Genomic DNA, 19,611 nt, shown 5'->3' with positions numbered 1-19,611 from the left:
TCAGATGATCTGGGTTGATCGGATTTCCGTCATTGTACAACCCACGGCAGAAGCAGGTGGCAGCCACGATGTGGCTGCCACCAGGGTTACGCCGTGGGTTTTAAGCGATGTTGCGGCCGCGCGCCTTCAAGGCCGCGCGCACGCCGGCGCCATAAGCCGGATCGGCCTTGTCGAAATGCTCCAGCTGCCGCTGAATAATCTCATCGCTGACCTGACTCATCGGACCTGCCAGATTGGCGAACAGGTTGAGCTTCTCCTGCTCAGGCATCAGACGGAAGAGATTACCGGCCTGGGTGTAATCATCTTCCTTGCCACGCCCATCGTAACGGCCCGCCGCACCACTCAAGCCCAGTGGCCCCTCGCCATTGCCCATGCCGTGCGGATTCACACCGGCAGCTTCCACCGCCGCGTAATTCTGCGCCGCGCCGCCATTGGCAATCGCCATCGCGCCGTCGCGCTGCTGGTTGTGGAAGGGGCAGCGTGGCGCATTCACCGGCAGATGCTGGTGGTTGGTGCCTACGCGGTACAGCTGCGCATCGTGGTAAGCAAACAGGCGCGCCTGCAGCATCTTATCCGGCGAATAGCCCATGCCCGGCACCACGTTCGACGGCGATAGCGCCGCCTGCTCCACCTCAGCGTGGTAATTGACCGGATTGCGGTTCAGTTCCAGCACGCCCACCGGAATCAGCGGGAAATCGGCATGCGGCCACACCTTGGTCAGGTCGAAGGGATTCCAGCCAGTGCGGGCTTCCCAGTCCGCCAGTTGCTGCTCGGTCGCCACCTGCAGCTTCACATCCCAGCGCGGGAACTGGCCGCTGGCGATGGCGTTGAACAGGTCGCGCTGCGCGTAATCGGGATCTTCACCCGCCAGGCGCACCGCATCGGCTGCCGCCAGGTTCCTGATGCCCTGCTGCGTCTTGAAATGCCATTTCACGTAGACGCGCTCACCGGCGTCGTTGATCAGGCTAAAGGTGTGGCTGCCGAAACCGTCCATGTGGCGATAACCGTCCGGGGTGCCACGGTCCGAGAACAGCATGGTGACCTGGTGCAGGCTTTCCGGCGAACGGCTCCAAAAGTCGAACATCGCGGTTGGCGACTTCAGATTGGTCTGCGGATCGCGCTTCTGAGTGTGAATGAAATCGGGGAACTTGATGCCGTCCTTGATGAAGAACATCGGCGTATTGTTGCCAACCAGGTCCCAATTACCCTCTTCGGTATAGAAACGGACGGCAAAGCCGCGCGGATCGCGTTCCGTGTCCGCACTGCCCTTTTCGCCGCCCACAGTGGAGAAGCGCAGGAAGGTTTCGGTCTGCTTGCCAATCTGCGCGAACAGCCTGGCCTTGGTGTATCTGGTGATGTCGTGGGTGACGGTGAACGTGCCATAAGCGCCCGAACCTTTGGCGTGTACCACGCGCTCAGGGATGCGTTCGCGATTGAAGTGCTGCAGTTTCTCGATCAGGTGGAAGTCCTGCAGCAGCACCGGGCCGCGCGGGCCGGCAGTCAGGGAATTCTGGTTGTCGGCGACGGGAATGCCGGATGCGGTGGTGATAGGCGGTTGGCTCATTGTGCTTGCTCCTCTTAGCGTTGGCTGGTGAAACCATTCTAAGTAAGCAAGCTCAATTAATAAATTTGATTGATACTATCTATTCGATAGAAAATTTTAAAAATGCTCATGGATCGCGATGCCTTCGATCGGGTCCGGCAGCACCGCCCAGGGTTTGGCCCCGAATGCGCGCTTGCCGTCTTCGTAGCCCGCCTGCCAGCGCTGCTGGATGCCCTCCTGCGAAAAGTCGATGTCCTTGGTGTGGTCTTCGCAGTGCAGGTGCGGCGCCTTCATCATCACGATGTGCATGGACGTGCCGCAGCCCCACAGCGACAGCTCGCGCACTTCGGGCGACTTGCGGACCTCATCCGGCAGTTTCAGGGTCAGCTGGCGGATCACATGGCGCAGGCGGTGCAGCTTGCGCTGCTGCTCGATGTTGCTGGCGCGGCTGGCGTACTGGATTTCCTTGTGCTTCTCCAGCACATCCAGCACGCTTTGCGGCTCGCTGCCATCCGGGTTCCACACCTGCACGGAGAAGATGACCGAGTCGTGGCGCGGCTCATCGTCCAGCACCGCTTCGATCGGCGTGTTCGAATAAATCCCGCCGTCCCAGTAAGGCTCCTCGCCGATGCGGATCGCCGGGAAGGCCGGCGGAATCGCGCCCGAAGCCAGCACGTTGGTGACGTCCAGCGCCTCCTTGCGTGTATCGAAGTAGCGCATGACGCCATTGCGGGCGTTGACCGCGCCAACGGTGAAACGCGTGTGACGCTCATTCAGATATTTGAAATCGACCAGCGCTTCCATCGTTTCGCGCAGCGCATTGGTGCGGTAGAAGGCCGCATTCTCGACGCCGACTTTCGCCGCCGGATTCCACCATGTGATCGGATTAGGATCGAAGAAGGCCGGGATGCCCTGTGTGATGGTCAGCGCGTTGGCAAAGAGGCGCGGCATATTCGGGAACAGAGCGGAATGCTGCTCCATCGTTTCCCAGAACTGGCGCAGGCGCTTGAGGCGCATCTCCGGCGGATTGCCGGCGATGATGGCGCCATTCAGCGCGCCGATCGAGGTACCGATCACCCAGTCCGGCTCCACGCCCGCTTCGTGCATGGCCTGATAGACGCCCAGCTGATAAGCGCCCAGCGCGCCGCCGCCTTGCAGCACGAGCACGACTTGTCCGGGCAAGGCCTGCGCCTCTTTGCGTTTCACCACGAAGCTTCTCCTTGTTCAGAGGCGGGCAGAGAGCCCGATAGTAAAGCTGAAATCCGGCGTACGGCGATTCAGGCCGAAGAACATCGCGGCGTCGACCTGCCAGTTTTTCGACAGCAGGTAAGTGGCGCCGGTGTCGAAACTGGCCGAAGTGCCGCCGTAGCGCGTTTTGGCGATGCGCTGCGATGCTACCTCAATAAAGGTATGCGTGCTCTCGCTCCACTCCTTGTCGAAGGAAACACCGAACATGCCGCTGGTGAAGTGCCGGCCCTGTTCATCGCGGTCCGCCACGATGCCGGGCATGACGCCGACCGACCAGTTGTCCGGCAAGTCCCATTCGCCCGTAATGCGCACCGATGGACGCGTGCCGTTGCCCTTGAATGCCTGCGAACCGGTGGCGAAGTCCAGCTGTCCGATCAAGCCGATGGCAGGCATGGCGCCTTCGCCATCGCGCACGTGCCACTTCATGCTGACCGCGGCATCGCCCCAGCCGCTGTCACGCGCGTAATCCGTGCCATCGGCGCGATAGCGCATGCGGCCGTCGGTTTCGAGGCGCAGCTCAAGATCATCCGCGACGCCGATACGCAGCAGCAGCGGAGTGCTGCTCGTACGCTCCTTCAGGCCGGCGTCCTTGTTGCGGTCCTGGGCGAAGCCGGCTTCGAGCTGGATGACGCCTTTGCCGACCGTGTCAGCCGAGTCGACAAAGTCAGGGCGGTCGGTAGAAATGTTCTCGTCCGGCGCGGCCAGCGCGATGCCGGATACCATGATCAGCGACAGTCCGAATGCAAGCTTGTAATGCATGTGTCCTCCACCTGGGATTTGGCTTAGGATTATACAAGTCCGACTCAACGAGGAGGTCCGCCATGCAACTCAACCACATCGACCTGCCGGTCAGCGATCTCGAAGCGGCCGTGCATTACTTCGAAAAAGGCTTCGGCTTCGAGCGGCTGGGTGCACCGGCGCCCGGAATGGCCATTCTGCACGGCACAGGCGGCTTTGTGCTGGTGCTGAACCAGCTGGACGGGCCAGTGATCTACCCGCAGGGCTTCCACATCGGCTTCCTGCAATCCTCCGACGAAGCCGTGCACGCTGTTTATCAGCACCTGGCCGACTCCGGCCTACCCGTCCCCGCGCCGCCAGCCCGAGCCTGGGGCGCCCTCGCCTTCTACGCCCAAGCACCTGGCGGCATCCTCATCGAAGTCAGCCACCGGGTCTAGTGAACTAAATTCACCGCTCCCTGTCCAAGCTCAAAGTACGTCCGTCTCAACGGCGCAAAGTAAGAGCACATCAGTGACAGGAGACCGCTATGGAACCCGACGTACAAGTCAAACTGGAGGGTCACGAGGTCCGTATTTCCAAGCTGGAGCTCACGATGGAATCTGTATTAACAGCTTTGGACAAGCTTCAGACATCAGTTGACGGCCTGAGGACCGAACTGCACGACTCGGTAATTCGGCAGAGCATAGAACTTCAACAAGCCCTTGCTGATCAACGCAAGGAGGCCAGGCAGGAGATGGCCATTCAAAATGAAAAGTTCTTGAACGCCCTTGCTGAACAGAAAGGGGAGTTCCGGCGCGGACTCGATGAGCAAAAAGAAGTGCTCCGACGCGCACTAGATCAACAACAAGAAGAGTTCCGACGTGGGCTCGCTGAACAGCGAGATGCGTTCCAAGCCGGGCTCGCCTCGCAAAAAGAAGATTTCCTGCGCACGTTCGCCGAACAGAACGGCAATCTCAAATTTGTGCTGACCGAGCAGCGAGCATGGAGCGAGAAGAGCACCAAGGAACTATGGGACGACCAGCGGGTGCTGCGAAACGAGCTGGCGAATAACACGCGCTGGATAATTGCCCTGGTCGCGGCGAACCTTATTGCCATGTGCACCTTGGTCGTCAGGTCTTTTTAGGCATGCGGCCAGTGCGGAGAAGGTAGGCCCATTCGGCGTTGTCGTGGCGAGCGGCGAAGTCGCTGGCGGCGCTCCAGTCGTAGGCGATGGCGTAGTGTTCGATGGTCCAGCCGCAGGGGGTGCGCTCGAAGATGGCGTAGCGGGCGTGGGGCGTATTGTTCTCTGCCTTGTGATGGAAGGGATGGATATCATCGAACGCAGGCCAACCGACGCTGCCGGGATTGGCGATCAGGCGTCCATCATCAAGGCGGAAGGCGCGCGGGATGTGGGTATGGCCGCAAAGGATCAGCGAAGCGTGCGCATCGCTCGCGCGCTCAAGCACTTCTTCATGCGTGGCCGCACGCCGGCCCTGCTCTGTCACAGTCTCCAAGAAATAGCGTACGTCCGATGACGGTGTGCCGTGCACGAGCAGCACGTCATCGGCAATGCGCAGCGTTTTTGGCAGGCTGCGTATCCAGGCCCGCTGTTCGTCGGTGATGTGGTCGTAAGCGTTACGATCCTCGACGCTGAGTTGCGCAGGATCGTCTTCGAGCACCTGGCGTTCGTGATTGCCCGAGATGGTCGGCAAATTCAATGGCATCAGCCGCTCCGCCGTTTCGCGGGGCTTCAGGGGGCTGGACAGGATATCGCCCAGGTTCACTGTCAGGTCAACTTTGCGTTTGACGATGTCGTCCAGCACCGCATCGAGCGCCCACAAATTGCCATGAATGTCGGAGATTGCTGCGATACGCATCGGCCTCTCCTTTCGCGGATCACTATACCACCGCGCGTCCGGTTCGAAGAGCGAGCGCCCAATCGGGACGACCATTGCGGGCCGCGAGTTCGCTGGCGGGACGCCAGTCGTAGGCAATCGCGTACTGCGCCACTGTCCAGCCATCGGCGCTGCGCTCGGCAATGCAGTAGCGTGCATGCGGCGTGCGGTTCTCGACCTTATGATCGAAGGGATAATCGGCATAGAAAGCTTGCACGCCCACGCTGCCGGGATTGCCGATCAAGCGGCCGTCGTCGAGTTGCATGGTGCGCGGTGTATGCGTGTGCCCGCACAAGATCAGCGATGCCTGTGCATTGGCGGCACGCTCGCTCACCTCATCATGCGTGGAGGGACGAATGCCCTGTTCCGTCACCGTTTCCATGAAATAGACCAGGTCCGAATCCGGCGTGCCATGCACCAGCAACACGTCGTCTGCAAGACGCAGCGTTTGCGGCAGGCTGCGCATCCAGGCACGTTGCGCCGGCGTGATGTGCTCGTGCGCGTGCAAGTCCGATGCGCCCATGCGCGCGGGATCGCCTTCCAGCACCTGGCGTTCGTGATTGCCGGCGATGGTCGGCAGGTTCAACGCCATCAGCCGATCGGCCGTTTCGCGCGGCAGCAAGGGACCTGACAGAATATCGCCAAGGTTGACGATGACGTCCGCACCGCGGCGCTCGACCTCTGCCAGCACGGCATCAAGTGCCCACAGGTTGCCGTGAACGTCTGAAATTGCCGCGATCCGCATAAAATTCTCCATTCATTAAAGCAGCAGGAAGGTGCGCTGGGCTGGCAGCGCTGCATCCGCAGCCACGGTTTCGTCCTTCAGCTGGATGCCGGACAGGCCGCGCTTGCGGGCCTGGTCGAGCAGATAGTGTAAGCGGTAGGCCGCCGTTTCGTAACACAGTCCTTCCGGACGCACATTGGAGATGCAATTGCGCGCTTCGTCGGTCAGGCCGCGGCGTGGCGCCCAGGTCATGTACAGACCCATGCTGTCTGGCGAACTAAGGCCGGGACGCTCGCCGATCAGCACCACCACTGCCTTCGCGCCCAGCAGTTCGCCGATCTCGTCGCCGATCGCGACGCGGGCCTGCTGCACGATTGTCAGCGGCGCCAGCGTGAAGCCGTCAGCGAGCAAGCGCGGAATCAGCTGCGCCAGCAGAGGCGCAGCATGCTGCTGCACCGCCAGCGCGGACAGGCCGTCCGCCACGACGAAGGCCACGTCGGCGCCGTTCACGGCGCGCGGCAGCGCAGCCAATTCGGCGCGCGATGATTCGCCGAGCTGGCGGCCAAGGTCGGGACGCTGCAGGTACACTTCGCGCGTCGCAGCAGCGCTATGCAGGAGCAGGCAACGCGCCGCAGCCGCATCATCCGGCGCGCTGTCCGTCGAGTCGCCAGCGGCATTGCCGGGTGCCAGGCGCAGCGCCTGCGTGACGGCGACGCGCAGTGGCTCCACGTCCAGCGGCGTATGGACCGCATCGCGCGCCATCGCGTGGGCGAGCTGGAAGGCCAGTTGCGGCGCGGTCGGTAAGCTGGGGCCGTGGCGTCCGAGCGCCACGCGGGCCGCAGTGAACTGGCGCAGCGCGGACCATGGATTCATACCGGTCCTCCCTGCAAGCGGCGTAGCGCCGGCTGGAACAATGCCGGCGGCTCGCGCACTGGCAGCCCATCCGCGCCGAATATGCCGGAAGCCTGCAGCCACGCTGCAAACTCCGGCGCCGGCTGACGCTCCAGCAGCGTGCGAGCGTACAGCACATCGTGGTACGAAGTGCTCTGGTAATTGAGCATGATGTCATCCGCACCGGGCACGCCCATCACATAGGTCACCCCTGCCGCCGCCAGCAAAGTAAGAAGAACGTCCATATCATCCTGATCCGCCTCGGCGTGATTGGTGTAGCAGATGTCGCAGCCCATGGGCAGGCCAAGCAGCTTGCCGCAGAAATGATCTTCCAGTCCTGCGCGCGTGATCTGCTTGCCGTCGTACAGATATTCAGGACCAATGAAACCAACCACGCTGTTGACCAGCAGCGGCTTGAAATGGCGCGCGACCGCATAGGCACGCGCCTCGCATGTCTGCTGGTCCATCCCGTGATGCGCGGACGCTGACAGCGCACTGCCCTGCCCCGTCTCAAAGTACATCACATTGCTGCCGACCGTGCCGCGTCCCAGCGCAAGCGCCGCCTGGCGCGCTTCATCGAGCAGCGCCAGATTGACGCCGAAGCTGCGATTCGCCGCCTCAGTGCCCGCAATCGACTGAAACACCAGATCAACCGGCGCACCGCGCTCAATCGCGGCCAGCGTATTGGTCACGTGCGTCAGCACACACGATTGCGAAGGGATCGCGAAGCGGCCGATGATCTCGTCCAGCATCACAACGAGATTGATCACCTGCGCCACGTTGTCGGTCGCCGGATTAATGCCGATCACCGCATCGCCGCAACCGTATAACAGGCCATCGAGAATACTGGCAGCGATGCCGCTGGCATCATCGGCCGGATGATTCGGCTGCAGCCGTGCGGACAACGTGCCACGCAAGCCAAGCGTGTTGCGAAAAGCCGTCGTGACCTGGCATTTGGATGCAGCCAGAATCAAGTCCTGATTGCGCATGATCTTGCTGACCGCTGCCGCCATTTCCGGCGTAATGCCCGGCGCCACGGCAGATAAGCGTGCGCTGCCGGTGTGCTCGTCCAGCAGCCAGTTGCGGAAGTCGCCGACTGTCAGATGGCGGATCTCGGCAAACGCCGGCGCCGAATGCGTGTCCATGATCAGCCGCGTGACCTCGTCATCCTCATACGGCACCAGCGCTTCATTCAGAAAAGTGGTCAACGGTAAATCCGCGAGCGCCATCTGCGCCGCCACGCGCTCCGCAGCGCTGGATGCGGCCACGCCGGCCAGCAAATCCCCTGAACGCGCAGGCGAAGCCTTGGCCAACAAATCCTTCAAATCACGGTACTGAAACTTGCTCATTGAAAGGCTCCGTCGAGGAAGCACCACCTGAGTATAGTCCCGCGAAATCGTTTAAAAATAATGCAATTTGGTGAAACTTTTTTGACAATCCCATGGTAGATTGTCAGATGTGTTAAGCATTTGACATCAACACTTCAAAATCTAGAAAGGGGAGTATGAAGAGCGTAATTTTTGCACTGGGCCTTGCTGCCTCGATCTCTGGCTGCGCCAGTGTTGACTGGACCGGCAACGGCGCGCCAGAAACCGCCGGCGAAAAGTTTACGATGACCGGCAGCATGATCCCGCGTAAGCAAGTACCTGATGGCGTGAAAGCGGTCGATAAAGACCAGATGGAACGCAGCATGCAACAGCAAGGCACCAACAACGGTACCCGCTGATGCGACAAAGGCCAACCGCAATGGTTGGCCTTTTTATTTTTACTGAGCCTGCTGGGGCAGCATGTAGACCAGTTCCCAGACGTGGCCGTCCAGATCTTCGAAGCCGTGGCCATACATGAAGCCATGGTCCTGCGGCTCACGCGGCGCCTTGCCACCGGCAGCCAGCGCCTTCTTCACCAGATCGTCCACCTCCTCGCGGCTATCGCAGCTCAGGCACACGATCACCTCGGTCGCTTCTTTCGCGCTCACGATCGGCTTGCTGGTAAAGCCCTTGAAGAAAGGCTCGGTCAGCAGCATGGCGTAGATGCTGCCATCGTGAATAATCATGCTCGCCGCATGTTCGTTGGTGTATTGCGGGTTGAAGGTGTAGCCCAGCGCCGCGAAGAAGGCTTTCGACTTTTCCAGATCCTTGACGGGCAGGTTGACGAAGATTTGCTTGTTCATTTCTGGTTCCTCATTGAGTGGTTGGTATCCCTACGACGCGCCAGCTTGCCCGCAATCGACAAGACCAATCAAACTTTTTCCAGCACTTTGAGGAACTGAGCCAGCCACTGAGGATGTGCAGGCCAGGCCGGGGCCGTAACGAAGTTCCCGTCCGTGACCGCCTGGTCCATTTCGATGGACATGTATTCAGCGCCGGCCGTGCGCACTTCTGCCGCACAGGCGGGATAGGCCGAGATCTTCTTGCCCTTGATGACGTCCGCCGCCGTCAGAATCTGCGCGCCGTGGCAGACGGCGGCAATTGGTTTGCCTGCCTTGGCGAATTCCTGCACCAGCCGCAGCAGATCTGCATTCATGCGCAGGTACTCGGGTGCGCGGCCACCGGCAATCATCAGGGCATCGTAGCCGCCCACCCTGACGTCGCTGAAGTTTGCGTTCAGGGTGAACATGTGGCCCGGCTTCTCGGTATAGGTCTGGTCGCCTTCGAAGTCGTGAATGGCGGTCTTGATCTTGTCCCCGCTCTTCTTGCCGGGACAGACGGCGTGCACCGTATGCCCGACCATTTGCAGTGCCTGGAATGGCACCATCGTCTCGTAATCCTCTGCAAAATCGCCGGTCAGAAACAAGATTTTCTTCGCGCTCATTTCACTCTCCTTTTCAAGGTTGGATCGGAACCGAATCAGCTTAACTACAATGGATCGTGTAGTCAAAATACATAAAATATTTACGATAGTTGCTGCGTTTACGCCACTAATCAATCGAATCAGTAACAAAACTACTCCATACTTGGCTCACCCGGCGCCCGGCCGGATCACCAAAACGAGGACAAGCAATGGAGACAAAACACATCGGCATCATCGCCGGCACGCTTGCTGCATTTGCCCTGCAAGCACAGGCCGCACCCGACACCAGTGTCGGCAACAAACAAGGCTTCAACACCGACGTCATCTACCAGATCGTCACCGACCGGCTGGTGGACGGCAACAGCGCCAACAACCCGACCGGCGCCTCCTTCAGCACCGGCTGCACCCAGCGCAAGCTGTATTGCGGCGGCGACTGGAAAGGCATTCAGAACAAACTGGAAGACGGCTATCTGACCGGCATGGGCATCACCGCCATCTGGATTTCGCAGCCGGTCGAGAACATCACGGCGGTATTGAACTACTCCGGCGTGAACAGCACCTCGTATCACGGATACTGGGCGCGCGATTTCAAGAAGCCCAATCCCGCCTTCGGCTCGCTGACCGATTTCACCAATATGGTCAACGCGGCGCACGCGCGCAACATCAAGGTGATCATCGACTTCGCACCGAACCACACCTCCCCTGCTTCGGCCACCGATTCCAGCTTCGGCGAGAACGGACGCCTGTACGACAGTGGCTCGCTGCTCGCTTCATACGGCGCCGATCCAAGCGGCTTCTTCCACCATAATGGCGGTACGACCTTCTCTTCGCTGGAGGACGGCATCTACCGCAATCTGTTCGACCTGGCGGACCTGAACCACAACAACTCCACCGTCGACACATACATGAAGGCCGCGATCAAGGTCTGGCTGGACCTGGGCATCGACGGCATCCGCATGGACGCGGTGAAGCATATGCCCTTCGGCTGGCAAAAGAACTTCATGGCTTACGTCCAGAGTTACAAGCCGGTATTCACCTTCGGCGAGTGGTTCCTCAGCCCGGACGAAGTCGATCCCGCCAACCATTACTTCGCGAATCGCAGTGGTATGAGCCTGCTGGACTTCGAATTCGCCCAGCGGGTGCGCCAGGTGTTCAAGGACGGCACGTCGAACATGACGTCGCTGAATCAGATGATCACCGATACCTCCAGCCAGTATTCGCATGTGGGCGACCAGGTGACCTTTATCGACAACCACGATATGCCGCGCTTCCAGGTATCCGGCGCCAGTGGACGCAAGCTGGAACAGGCGCTCGCCTTCACGCTGACTTCGCGCGGTGTACCGGCGATTTACTATGGCACCGAGCAGTATATGCAGGGCACGGGCGATCCCGACAACCGCGCGATGATGACGTCCTTCGCCAACACCACCACGGCGTACAAGATGATTGCGCGCCTGGCGCCGCTGCGCAAATCCAATCCCGCCATCGCTTACGGCACCACACAGCAGCGCTGGGTGAATAACGATGTGCTGATCTATGAGCGCAACTTCGGCGGCAATGTGGCGGTGGTGGCAATCAATCGCAATCTGTCGACTGCGACGCCGATTTCCGGCTTCATCGCGGGTTTGCCCGCCGGCACTTATACCGATGTGCTGAATGGCCTGGGACTGAATGGCAATAACATCACCGTTGCGTCCAACGGCGCGGTCAGCAACTTCACGCTGGCTGCCGGTGCGGTCGCGGTGTGGCAGTTCGCGGCGGCTTCGACTTCGCCGAAACTGGGGCACGTTGGGCCGAATATGTCCATGCCGGGCAAGACCGTCACCATCGACGGCCGCGGCTTCGGTGCGACGGCGGGTACGGTGAAGTTTGGGACGACTTCGGTAAGCGGCGCCAATATCCTCTCGTGGGAAGACACGCAGATCAAGGCGCTGGTGCCGAGCGTGGCCGCGGGCTTGTACAACGTCAGCGTTGTGACTTCCGGCGCCGTCAGCAGCGACACATGGGGCACTTTCGAAATTCTCTCCGGCCCGCAAATCAGCCTGCGCTTTGTCGTCAACAACGCGACGACGGTGTCGGGCGAGAACGTCTACCTGACCGGTGACAAATTCGAATTGACCAACTGGAGCGATACTGCACCGCTTGGCGCGCTGTTCAATCAGGTCGTCTACAGCTACCCGACCTGGTACACCGACGTCAGCGTCCCCGCCTCTTCCACGATCAGCTTCAAATTCCTGAAGAAGAGCGCCAACCCCACCGTGTGGGAAGGCGGCAGCAACCATACCTTCACCACGCCCGCCAGCGGCACGGCCACAGTGAACGTCAACTGGCAGCCTTAACGCCAAGGCGCCGCTGCCTCAGCGCAGCGGCGCTTCCCCACCTTCACTCGCAGCGCCATTTATTTTTTTCTAACCCCCCTTGGAATTTCCAGATGCCAGCCACAGCTTGTGGCTGCGCGCAGTAGTAGTCGGCTTCTTCTTTAACAAACCAACTAAAAGAGACATGAACCGCTATCCTGTCTGGAAATACATCGTCATTGCCGTCATCGTGCTACTGGGCGCACTCTTCACGGCACCAAACTATTTCGGCGACTCGCCTGCGCTGCAGATCACCAGCGGCAAAGCCACCGTTAAGGTCAGCTCCGCTATGGCGGGCCAAGTGGAGGCAGCACTCAAGAAGAACAACATCAGGCAGGACGGCATCGCCTTCGATTCGGGCGCCACTCAATCGGTAAAGGTGCGCTTCCCGGACACCGACGCCCAGTTCAAGGCCCGTCTGGCGCTGGACAAAGCGCTGAATCCAGACCCCGATGATCCAAACTATGTCGTCACCGCCAATCTGATCTCGAACGCGCCGCATTGGATGCATACGCTGGGCGCATTCCCGATGTACCTCGGCCTGGACCTGCGCGGCGGCGCGCACTTCCTGCTGCAGGTCGATACCAAGGCCGTGCTGAACAAGCGCATCCAGAGCATACAAGCGACCGTGCGCACGCAGCTACGCGACAAGAACGTGCGTCACGCGGGGATAGATCGCGTGGGCAACGCCGTGATCATCAAGTTCCGCGACGACGCCGCGCGCCAGGCAGCAAAAGCCATACTGGGCGATCAACAGCCCGACCTGCTGATCAACGAGGGCACGGACGGTAACGACCTGAAGCTGACCGTCACCATCAAGCCCGCAGCGCTGAAGGCCATGATGGACAACGGCATACAGCAAAACATCACCACCCTGAGCAAGCGTGTGAATCAGTTGGGCGTGGCCGAACCGATCATCCAGCAGCAAGGCGCCGACCGCATCGTCGTGCAGCTGCCGGGCGAACAGGACGTGACACGCGCCAAAGCCATCATCGGCCGCACTGCCACTTTGGAAATCCGCATGGTGGACGAATCCATCACACGCGGCACCGAAGCCACGGCGACCATCCCCACGGACTCCGAGCTATTCACGGCAGGAAAAGACGCGCCAGTCGTGCTGTACAAAGACATCGTCCTGACCGGCGACTACATCACAGGCGCCACGCCAACGCTGGACGAAAACAACCAGCCGGCTGTCGTGGTGGATCTGAACGGCGAAGGCAGCCGCAAGATACGCGAGGCGACCCGCGACCGTGTCGGCAAGAAGATGGCCATTGTGCTGTATGAGAAGGGCAAACCGGAAGTATTGAATGTCGCCGTCATTCAGTCTGAACTCGGAAACGCCTTCCGCATCAGCGGCATGGGCAGCATGGAAAATTCCCGCGAACTCGCACTGCTTCTGCGCGCTGGCGCGCTGTATGCCCCGATGGACGTTATCGAAGAGCGCACCATCGGTCCGCAACTCGGCGCCGAGAACATCGCCAAAGGCTATCACTCCACGCTGTACGGCTTTGCAGCGATCGCGGTTTTCATGATTGCTTACTATGCGCTGTTCGGCTTCTTCAGCGTATTGGCACTGGGCATCAACGTCCTGCTGCTGATCGCCATCCTGTCGATGATGCAGGCAACGCTGACGTTACCGGGCATCGCGGCAATCGCCCTGGCACTCGGCATGGCGATCGATGCCAACGTGCTGATTAACGAACGCATCCGCGAAGAGCTGCGCAACGGCGCCAATCCGCAGGCCGCAATCGCCACTGGCTTCAGCCATGCGTGGCGCACCATTCTGGACTCCAACGTGACTACACTGATCGTCGGCCTGGCGTTGCTGATATTCGGCTCCGGTCCGGTGCGCGGCTTCGCGGTGGTGCACTGCCTGGGCATCCTGACGTCGATGTTCTCCGCAGTCTTCGTCTCGCGCGGCGTCGTGAATCTGTGGTACGGCCGCAAGAAGAAGCTGAAATCGCTGTCCATCGGTACGGTGTGGACGCCCAAGGCAGATGTGGACCGGTCCGAAATCAGGCAATCGCCCCGCCGCCATCCACCAGTACCGTAGACCCGGTGGCATAAGGCGTCGTCACCAGATAGGTGATGGCGTTGGCGATGTCTTCCGGTTGCCCGACCCGCTGCGCAGGCAAGCGTACGGCCGCACCTTCATACATGGCCTCGCGCTTCTCCTCGCTCAGGCCAGCCCACAATGGCGTGGCGACCAGCCCCGGTGACACGGCATTCACACGCACTGGCGACAGCTCCAGCGCCAGCCCGCGAGTGAGCGCCTCCAGCGCGGCATTGATCGCGCCTTGCAGCACGGAGGTCTTGCTCGGGCGGACACTGAGGAAGCCCGACACAAGGGTCAGCGATCCGCCTTGGCGAATCCTGGCCGCACGCGCCACGCGATAAGCGCCCCAGAACTTGCTGTTCATGGCCGCGTAAGCATCGACCAGAGCCAGCTGCTTCACCGGACCGGACGCCGTTTGTGCAGCGGAAACCACCACGTGATCGAAGGCATCCTGCGCAGCGAAGAAGGCTTCCAGCGCCGAGTCGTCCGACGTATCGAGGATGGCGGTACGCACGGCGCCGCCGATTTCAGCAGCCGCCGCTTCGAGCTTGCCCGCGTTGCGCGAGGCGATCGTCACTTCCGCGCCCAATGCAGCCAGCGATTTGGCCGCCGCCGCGCCGATGCCTGAACTGCCGCCAACCACCAGCACTTTTTGTCCATGCAAAGTATTCATCATTCATCTCCCTGGTTCAGATAGTTTCAGTTTCGCGTACGGTGATCGGGCTGCTCAAGGCGTAGCGCGCAATCTCGTCCTTGCGCATGAAGGCGACGCCGGGATGCGACCTGGCGTAGCGCAGAAACTCGTCCCACGCCTTCACCATTTGCGGCGTACCGCTGATGCGGTCGTGCGCGCTGATCGACATCATGCGGCGGCGCGTTGCGCCCTCCTCGTACAACTGGTCGAAGTCCAGTTTGATCTGCTCCAGGAACTGCGACGGCGAGTAGTTGCGGCCTTCGATCAGCAGAATATCGTTGTTGCGCAGGGTGTATGGCACCACCACAAAGTCCTTGCCGTTGACCTGCTCAATGAACGGCTCATCGCGGCTCAAGTCGTCGATGTGATAGGTGTAGCCCAGTTCCTGCAGCAGCGACAGGGTGTTTGGCCCACGGCGCAGCCAGTTGGCGTTGTAGCCTACCGGACGCTGGCCCGTCACTTCCTGCACCATCGACGCCGCCTCGCTGATGAACTGGCGTTCCTGCGCAGGGTTCATGGCGTACTGCGAACTCCAGCGCGGACCGTGTCCGGCAGCTTCGTGGCCGCGATTGACGATGTCCCGCGCCAGTTCAGGATGACGGCGGACCGCTTCGCCGATCATGTGCGAGGTCACCTTGATACCGTGGCGGTCCCACAAGTCCAGCATGCGCGGGATGCCTTCACGGTATCCGTAAGCGAACCATGTGTTGACCACCGGGTCCGACGTAATACTGGCCGGGAAGTCCACTTTAGGGAATGGGCTGTCAGTGCCCTTCAACGGCTGGCCGCCTGCCTCGAACTGCATGGAGACGGAAATCACCAGGCGCGCGCCGTTGGGCCAGAATTCGCCGCTCCCGGTCTTGCCGGAAACCGCGGTCTTTGCCGGTGCTGCCTCCGCTTTTTGTGCTGCTGCGCCAAGCAGCAAACCGCCCGCCGCCAATGCGCCTGTTCCTGCTTGCGCCATGAAGCCGCGACGGGAAGTATCGATGGTACGTTCCATGATCAGCCTCCGATTACGCCAAGCTGTTGAAGGAAGGTCAGGTTGTCTTCGATATGCCAGTTGTCGGCAATGCGTCCTTCAACGACGCGATAGATATCGGTGGCGATGAAGTTGACCGTCTGCCCTTTGCCCTGCACGCCTTTGAAGCTGCCCGTGAAATGGCCCTGGAATCGCAGATGCACGACGACGCGGTCACCGGTCACGATCAGTTGCTCGATATCGGCGTGCAGATCGGGAATGGCAGCCCGCACGAACTTCGACGCAGCCAGCGGGCCCTCCAGACCTTGAGCGCGGCCGGGAGGCAGAGTGCGGTCGGTGAAGTTGGGGGCCAGTGCGGCAACGGCAAAAGCTTCATCGCCGTTGTTCCAGAACGAGCCGTAACGGCGGGCGGCGAGCACGCTTGCCTCGGCTTGGGCCGCGCTCAGGGTCGGATCGATGACCTGCACTTGCGGACGTACCAACTGGTCATCGGAGGCGGCTTGCGCGGTCGTGGCGCCCAGCGCCAGCGCGGTCATCAGGGTAGCGGTCAGAGTTTTCATCATATCTCCTTCGGAAAGAGTGGAATTGCGATGGAGTCATGATAGGATGGCCCATTAGGGAGAAATAGCCCCGTTTCGCGGATTGATATTTTCCAAAATACGAATAATGCTGGATGATCTGCCTGCCCTCGCCGCCTTTGCCCGCATCGTCAGTGCGGGCAGCATGTCGGCTGCAGCGCGTGAGCTGGACGTGCCGCTGTCCGTCGTCAGCAAACGTCTGGCGCAGCTGGAAAAGGCGGTTGGCGTCAGGCTGTTACAGCGCACAACGCGCCGCCAAACGCTGACCGAAGAAGGCGCGCAATTCCATGTGCGCGTCCTGCGCATTCTGGAGGAAGTGGAGCAGGCGGAACTGCTGCTCACGCGCAGCCGCCAGGAAGTGGCCGGCCTGCTACGCGTGACGGCGCCGGGTGAATTCGGCCGTCAGCATATCGTGCCGATCGTGGCCGACTTCCAGCGTCTTCACCCTGCACTGGCGGTTCAGCTGGAGCTCACTGACGCCGTCGTCAATCTGCTGGAGACAGGCCAGGACCTCGCCATACGTTTCGGTAGCCTGCAGGATTCGACCATGATTGCGCGGCGCTTGGCGCCCAATTACCGCGTAGCCTGCGCCTCGCCAGCCTACCTCGCACAGTACGGCGCGCCGACACATCCTGCCGAATTGGGCCAGCACCGCTGTATTCTGATCGGCGACCAGCGCCGCGCTGAATGGCGCTTCCAGGGTACTGAGCCAGTGACGGTGCGCGTCAACGGCGCCATCGTCACCAACGATGGCCAGGCCGCCCATGAATTCGCGCTGCAAGGCGCGGGCATCGTCGTGAAGTCGATCTGGGATGTAGGCGACGATCTCTTGCAGCGCCGCCTGCAAAGAGTTCTGCCCGCCCATACGATGCCGACAGCGCCGCTGCAGGCGATCTTCCCTCACAGTCAAAACATGGCCCCGCGCGTACGGGCCTTCGTCGATTACCTGCAGGTTCGCCTGCAGCAGGCCTGGCGCTGGGACGCCGCCACGGATAATTGACGGCACCGCGAGCATAAATAGTTATTACCCCATGTAAAAAGTCGGACGATTGAACCAGCTTTTTGAGCTGATTTCGTCTATGGGCAAGGCGTAATCCCGGCCCCATAAGGTCGCATACGACTAAATCGGAGTCGCTTGACACCGTAAAGTTTGCCACTATACTCCACGTCATCGCTTCCGATTAAATCGCATGCGTCAACTATTTTAGACTTAGGAGTTCCTCATGAAAACAATCGAATCTGTACTGCTCACTGGCAAAACCCGCACCGTCAGCCCCGATGGCGCCGTTATTTCCGGCAACCACGAAGGCCCGCTGAACATCCATCTGACCGCACCAGGTAACGGCGCTGCACGCACCCATGTGTTCGAGGCCGTCCAGCCGCACCCTACTGCCGAACAGCTGTTCGCCGGCGCCTGGTCGGCCTGCTACAGCGCCGCTGTCGGCATCGTGGCAAAGGAAAAAAACGTGAAACTGCCGGCGGATACCGCTGTGGAAATTGAAGTTGATCTTGGCACTGCGGGCGAGGAATACCTGATTCAGGCGCGCCTGACCTTCATCGCTCCAGGCCTGTCGCAAGAACTGGCCACCGAAATTGCGCACACCGCCGACACACTGTGCCCATACTCGAAAGCCACGCGCGGCAACATCAACGTGCAACTGCAAGCAGTGACCAACTGAGCCTTCTCTCTCTCTCGGAATTCCCATGAAACGCATTAACAAAGCCCTGCTGGCAGTAGCAGTGTTCGCACCGCTCGCCGCCCATGCCTTCCCCGACGTCGTCACCTCGGGCGCGAAAAACGTCATCCTGGTCCACGGCGCGTATGCCGACGGTTCCACCTGGCGCCAAATTCACGACCAGCTCTGGCTGAAGGGATACAAGATCACCGTGGTGCAGCAGCCGCAGACCACGCTGGATGAAAACGTCGCCGCCACACGCGCCGCCATCGACGCACAGGACGGCCCCGTGGTACTGGTCGGCCACGATTCCGGCGGCGCCGTCATCTCGATCGCTGGCGCCAGCGACAAGGTGAAAGCGCTGGTCTATCTGGCTGCCGTACAGCCGGAAGTGGGCGAAAGTGTGTCCCAACTGCTCGCCTCCAAACCACTGCCCGGCAATGAAGTGAAGACCAGCCGCGACGGCCATCTGTCGCTAGAACCGTCGAAGTTCCGCGATGTCTACGCTCAGGATGTGCCGCCAAACCGCACCAATTTCCTGTCCATCGCCCAGCCCCAGATCACCAAGGCCACGATGGACGCGCCGGTATGGAGCGCCGCCTGGCACACCAAGCCGACCTACGCCATCGTGGCTTCGGAAGACCGCCTGTTGAATCCTGAACTGCAGCGCTGGATGTACCAGCGCGGCGGCTCTCAAGTCATCGAGATGAAGGCCAGCCACGCCTTGCACATCTCGCAGCCGGAAGAAGTGGCAAAGTTCATCATCAAGGCTGCGCTGGAAGCAAAGTAAGCCCTTGAGGGAAAAAAGGGCTACAGTCCAAAAACTGTAGCCCTTCAATTCTTACTGAACGTCCAGTAGCTCAACATCAAAGATCAGGTTCGCGTTCGGTGGAATCGGGCCGATACCGTCAGCGCCGTAGCCCATCTCCGCCGGCACAATAATCGTGCGCTTTCCGCCCACTTTCATGCCCTGTACGCCCACGTCCCAGCCCTTGATGACCTGGCCGCCATCGACCTTGAAACTGAACGGCGAACGCCCTACCGACGAATCAAACTGGGCGCCATGCTGCGACTCAGCCTTCGGCTCATACAGCCAGCCCGTGTAATTGACTACAGCGATAGAGCCGGCGGTCGCCTCCTTGCCAGTGCCAGCCACGGTATCAATTTTTTGCAGGGAAATCGCCGGAGCTGCCTCGGACGAAGCTGGAGCCGTCGGCTCATTGCGCTTGCAGGCGGACATGGCAAGGGCCAGGGTCAGTGCAACGGCGGAATAGGAAAGCAGCTTTTTCAAATGAATATCTCGCATGAGTGGGTAAATAGATCCGCCAGAAACGAAAAAGGCCAATCCGAAGATTGACCTAAGCTCTTGATTCAAATGGTCGGGGCGAGAAGATTCGAACTTCCGACCCCCTGCACCCCATGCAGGTACGCTACCAGGCTGCGCTACGCCCCGACTCGAG

The 19,611-nt window shown here is 60.6% G+C and carries 21 protein-coding genes and 1 tRNA gene; 8 read left to right on the top strand and 14 right to left on the bottom strand.

Features of this window, described 5'->3' with window-relative positions; genetic code table 11:
- Nucleotides 1-100: 100 nt before the first annotated feature.
- The 3 genes from AB4Z19_RS10800 to AB4Z19_RS10790 form a co-directional block, all read right to left on the bottom strand.
- Nucleotides 101-1,564, bottom strand: coding sequence for a catalase (locus AB4Z19_RS10800; RefSeq protein ID WP_442023055.1), 1,464 nt, complete (start codon nt 1,562-1,564; stop codon nt 101-103).
- Between the two features lie 96 nt (nt 1,565-1,660).
- Nucleotides 1,661-2,752, bottom strand: coding sequence for a patatin-like phospholipase family protein (locus AB4Z19_RS10795; protein ID WP_442023056.1), 1,092 nt, complete (start codon nt 2,750-2,752; stop codon nt 1,661-1,663).
- A 15-nt stretch (nt 2,753-2,767) separates the two neighbouring features.
- Nucleotides 2,768-3,550 carry a transporter gene (locus AB4Z19_RS10790; RefSeq protein WP_442023057.1) on the bottom strand — a complete coding sequence of 261 codons (783 nt, stop codon included), beginning with the start codon at nt 3,548-3,550 and terminating at the stop codon, nt 2,768-2,770.
- A gap of 62 nt (nt 3,551-3,612) precedes the next feature.
- Here AB4Z19_RS10790 and AB4Z19_RS10785 point away from each other — a divergent pair, with 62 nt between their 5' ends.
- Entirely contained in the window at nt 3,613-3,966 is a 354-nt protein-coding gene (locus tag AB4Z19_RS10785) for a VOC family protein (protein ID WP_442023058.1), read from the top strand.
- Nucleotides 3,967-4,055: 89 nt separating this feature from the next.
- The gene (locus tag AB4Z19_RS10780) at nt 4,056-4,652 is read left to right on the top strand and encodes a hypothetical protein (RefSeq protein ID WP_442023059.1); all 597 of its coding nucleotides are present in this window, start codon (nt 4,056-4,058) and stop codon (nt 4,650-4,652) included.
- Here AB4Z19_RS10780 and AB4Z19_RS10775 read toward each other — a convergent pair.
- From AB4Z19_RS10775 to AB4Z19_RS10760, 4 genes are read right to left on the bottom strand one after another with little or no spacing between them, the layout of a single operon-like run.
- Nucleotides 4,639-5,385, bottom strand: coding sequence for a metallophosphoesterase family protein (locus AB4Z19_RS10775; protein ID WP_442035238.1), 747 nt, complete (start codon nt 5,383-5,385; stop codon nt 4,639-4,641). The genes AB4Z19_RS10780 and AB4Z19_RS10775 overlap by 14 nt on opposite strands.
- 22 nt (nt 5,386-5,407) lie before the next feature.
- Nucleotides 5,408-6,148 (bottom strand): metallophosphoesterase family protein, encoded by a 741-nt coding sequence (locus AB4Z19_RS10770; RefSeq protein WP_442023061.1) that lies wholly within the window; start codon nt 6,146-6,148, stop codon nt 5,408-5,410.
- A 15-nt stretch (nt 6,149-6,163) separates the two neighbouring features.
- Complete coding sequence (gene eutC, locus AB4Z19_RS10765) at nt 6,164-7,000, bottom strand: ethanolamine ammonia-lyase subunit EutC (RefSeq protein ID WP_442023062.1); 837 nt, start codon at nt 6,998-7,000, stop codon at nt 6,164-6,166.
- On the bottom strand, nt 6,997-8,367 hold the full coding sequence (locus AB4Z19_RS10760) for an ethanolamine ammonia-lyase subunit EutB (protein WP_442023063.1): 1,371 nt from the start codon (nt 8,365-8,367) through the stop codon (nt 6,997-6,999). The genes eutC and AB4Z19_RS10760 overlap by 4 nt, the downstream gene beginning before the upstream one ends.
- Nucleotides 8,368-8,522: 155 nt before the next feature.
- Between AB4Z19_RS10760 and AB4Z19_RS10755 the strand changes: the two genes are divergently transcribed.
- Nucleotides 8,523-8,744 carry a hypothetical protein gene (locus AB4Z19_RS10755; RefSeq protein WP_442023064.1) on the top strand — a complete coding sequence of 74 codons (222 nt, stop codon included), beginning with the start codon at nt 8,523-8,525 and terminating at the stop codon, nt 8,742-8,744.
- 39 nt (nt 8,745-8,783) lie between these two features.
- Here the strand turns inward: AB4Z19_RS10755 and AB4Z19_RS10750 are convergent, their stop codons facing one another.
- Together AB4Z19_RS10750 and AB4Z19_RS10745 are read right to left on the bottom strand one after the other, a co-directional pair.
- Nucleotides 8,784-9,188: a VOC family protein gene (locus AB4Z19_RS10750; protein ID WP_442023065.1), complete on the bottom strand. Its 405-nt coding sequence runs from the start codon at nt 9,186-9,188 to the stop codon at nt 8,784-8,786.
- A gap of 68 nt (nt 9,189-9,256) precedes the next feature.
- Nucleotides 9,257-9,829: a DJ-1/PfpI family protein gene (locus tag AB4Z19_RS10745; RefSeq protein ID WP_442035237.1), complete on the bottom strand. Its 573-nt coding sequence runs from the start codon at nt 9,827-9,829 to the stop codon at nt 9,257-9,259.
- Nucleotides 9,830-10,017: 188 nt separating this feature from the next.
- Here AB4Z19_RS10745 and AB4Z19_RS10740 point away from each other — a divergent pair, with 188 nt between their 5' ends.
- Together AB4Z19_RS10740 and secD are read left to right on the top strand one after the other, a co-directional pair.
- On the top strand, nt 10,018-12,147 hold the full coding sequence (locus AB4Z19_RS10740; protein WP_442035236.1) for an alpha-amylase family glycosyl hydrolase: 2,130 nt from the start codon (nt 10,018-10,020) through the stop codon (nt 12,145-12,147).
- Between the two features lie 163 nt (nt 12,148-12,310).
- Nucleotides 12,311-14,221, top strand: a complete 1,911-nt coding sequence (gene secD / locus AB4Z19_RS10735; RefSeq protein WP_442035235.1) for a protein translocase subunit SecD — start codon at nt 12,311-12,313, stop codon at nt 14,219-14,221.
- Here secD and AB4Z19_RS10730 read toward each other — a convergent pair.
- From AB4Z19_RS10730 to AB4Z19_RS10720, 3 genes are read right to left on the bottom strand one after another with little or no spacing between them, the layout of a single operon-like run.
- Nucleotides 14,184-14,900 (bottom strand): SDR family oxidoreductase, encoded by a 717-nt coding sequence (locus tag AB4Z19_RS10730; protein ID WP_442035234.1) that lies wholly within the window; start codon nt 14,898-14,900, stop codon nt 14,184-14,186. The two genes, secD and AB4Z19_RS10730, sit on opposite strands and share 38 nt — an antisense overlap.
- Nucleotides 14,901-14,913: 13 nt before the next feature.
- Nucleotides 14,914-15,918, bottom strand: coding sequence for a polysaccharide deacetylase family protein (locus AB4Z19_RS10725; protein ID WP_442035233.1), 1,005 nt, complete (start codon nt 15,916-15,918; stop codon nt 14,914-14,916).
- Between the two features lie 2 nt (nt 15,919-15,920).
- A complete protein-coding gene (locus AB4Z19_RS10720; RefSeq protein ID WP_442028432.1) occupies nt 15,921-16,460 on the bottom strand; it encodes an ester cyclase in 540 nt (179 codons plus the stop codon).
- A gap of 100 nt (nt 16,461-16,560) precedes the next feature.
- Between AB4Z19_RS10720 and AB4Z19_RS10715 the strand changes: the two genes are divergently transcribed.
- The 3 genes from AB4Z19_RS10715 to AB4Z19_RS10705 all read left to right on the top strand — a co-directional run bounded on the left by AB4Z19_RS10715 (nt 16,561) and on the right by AB4Z19_RS10705 (nt 18,941).
- Nucleotides 16,561-17,475 carry a LysR family transcriptional regulator gene (locus AB4Z19_RS10715; RefSeq protein WP_442035273.1) on the top strand — a complete coding sequence of 305 codons (915 nt, stop codon included), beginning with the start codon at nt 16,561-16,563 and terminating at the stop codon, nt 17,473-17,475.
- A gap of 223 nt (nt 17,476-17,698) precedes the next feature.
- Nucleotides 17,699-18,154 carry an Ohr family peroxiredoxin gene (locus tag AB4Z19_RS10710; protein WP_442028434.1) on the top strand — a complete coding sequence of 152 codons (456 nt, stop codon included), beginning with the start codon at nt 17,699-17,701 and terminating at the stop codon, nt 18,152-18,154.
- Between the two features lie 25 nt (nt 18,155-18,179).
- Complete coding sequence (locus tag AB4Z19_RS10705) at nt 18,180-18,941, top strand: alpha/beta fold hydrolase (RefSeq protein ID WP_442035232.1); 762 nt, start codon at nt 18,180-18,182, stop codon at nt 18,939-18,941.
- Nucleotides 18,942-18,992: 51 nt separating this feature from the next.
- On the opposite strand, the gene AB4Z19_RS10700 is transcribed toward AB4Z19_RS10705, so the two are convergent.
- Nucleotides 18,993-19,442: an FKBP-type peptidyl-prolyl cis-trans isomerase gene (locus AB4Z19_RS10700; protein ID WP_442029820.1), complete on the bottom strand. Its 450-nt coding sequence runs from the start codon at nt 19,440-19,442 to the stop codon at nt 18,993-18,995.
- Between the two features lie 85 nt (nt 19,443-19,527).
- Nucleotides 19,528-19,604 (bottom strand) — tRNA-Pro (locus AB4Z19_RS10695).
- Nucleotides 19,605-19,611 lie beyond the last annotated feature (7 nt).

Origin of the sequence: Pseudoduganella sp. RAF19 (assembly GCF_052114165.1) — a bacterium.
Taxonomy (GTDB): domain Bacteria; phylum Pseudomonadota; class Gammaproteobacteria; order Burkholderiales; family Burkholderiaceae_D; genus Rugamonas.
Note: the sequence above shows the minus strand (reverse complement) of the source record. Positions and strands in the feature narration are given on the sequence as shown.

Coding starts and splice junctions, on each gene's coding strand:
- AB4Z19_RS10800 (WP_442023055.1), bottom strand. CDS start 1,564: ATGAGCCAACCGCCTATCACCACCGCATCCGGCATTCCCGTCGCCGAC.
- AB4Z19_RS10790 (WP_442023057.1), bottom strand. CDS start 3,550: ATGCATTACAAGCTTGCATTCGGACTGTCGCTGATCATGGTATCCGGC.
- AB4Z19_RS10785 (WP_442023058.1), top strand. CDS start 3,613: ATGCAACTCAACCACATCGACCTGCCGGTCAGCGATCTCGAAGCGGCC.
- AB4Z19_RS10780 (WP_442023059.1), top strand. CDS start 4,056: ATGGAACCCGACGTACAAGTCAAACTGGAGGGTCACGAGGTCCGTATT.
- AB4Z19_RS10775 (WP_442035238.1), bottom strand. CDS start 5,385: ATGCGTATCGCAGCAATCTCCGACATTCATGGCAATTTGTGGGCGCTC.
- AB4Z19_RS10770 (WP_442023061.1), bottom strand. CDS start 6,148: ATGCGGATCGCGGCAATTTCAGACGTTCACGGCAACCTGTGGGCACTT.
- eutC (WP_442023062.1), bottom strand. CDS start 7,000: ATGAATCCATGGTCCGCGCTGCGCCAGTTCACTGCGGCCCGCGTGGCG.
- AB4Z19_RS10760 (WP_442023063.1), bottom strand. CDS start 8,367: ATGAGCAAGTTTCAGTACCGTGATTTGAAGGATTTGTTGGCCAAGGCT.
- AB4Z19_RS10755 (WP_442023064.1), top strand. CDS start 8,523: ATGAAGAGCGTAATTTTTGCACTGGGCCTTGCTGCCTCGATCTCTGGC.
- AB4Z19_RS10750 (WP_442023065.1), bottom strand. CDS start 9,188: ATGAACAAGCAAATCTTCGTCAACCTGCCCGTCAAGGATCTGGAAAAG.
- AB4Z19_RS10745 (WP_442035237.1), bottom strand. CDS start 9,829: ATGAGCGCGAAGAAAATCTTGTTTCTGACCGGCGATTTTGCAGAGGAT.
- AB4Z19_RS10740 (WP_442035236.1), top strand. CDS start 10,018: ATGGAGACAAAACACATCGGCATCATCGCCGGCACGCTTGCTGCATTT.
- secD (WP_442035235.1), top strand. CDS start 12,311: ATGAACCGCTATCCTGTCTGGAAATACATCGTCATTGCCGTCATCGTG.
- AB4Z19_RS10730 (WP_442035234.1), bottom strand. CDS start 14,900: ATGATGAATACTTTGCATGGACAAAAAGTGCTGGTGGTTGGCGGCAGT.
- AB4Z19_RS10725 (WP_442035233.1), bottom strand. CDS start 15,918: ATGGAACGTACCATCGATACTTCCCGTCGCGGCTTCATGGCGCAAGCA.
- AB4Z19_RS10720 (WP_442028432.1), bottom strand. CDS start 16,460: ATGATGAAAACTCTGACCGCTACCCTGATGACCGCGCTGGCGCTGGGC.
- AB4Z19_RS10710 (WP_442028434.1), top strand. CDS start 17,699: ATGAAAACAATCGAATCTGTACTGCTCACTGGCAAAACCCGCACCGTC.
- AB4Z19_RS10705 (WP_442035232.1), top strand. CDS start 18,180: ATGAAACGCATTAACAAAGCCCTGCTGGCAGTAGCAGTGTTCGCACCG.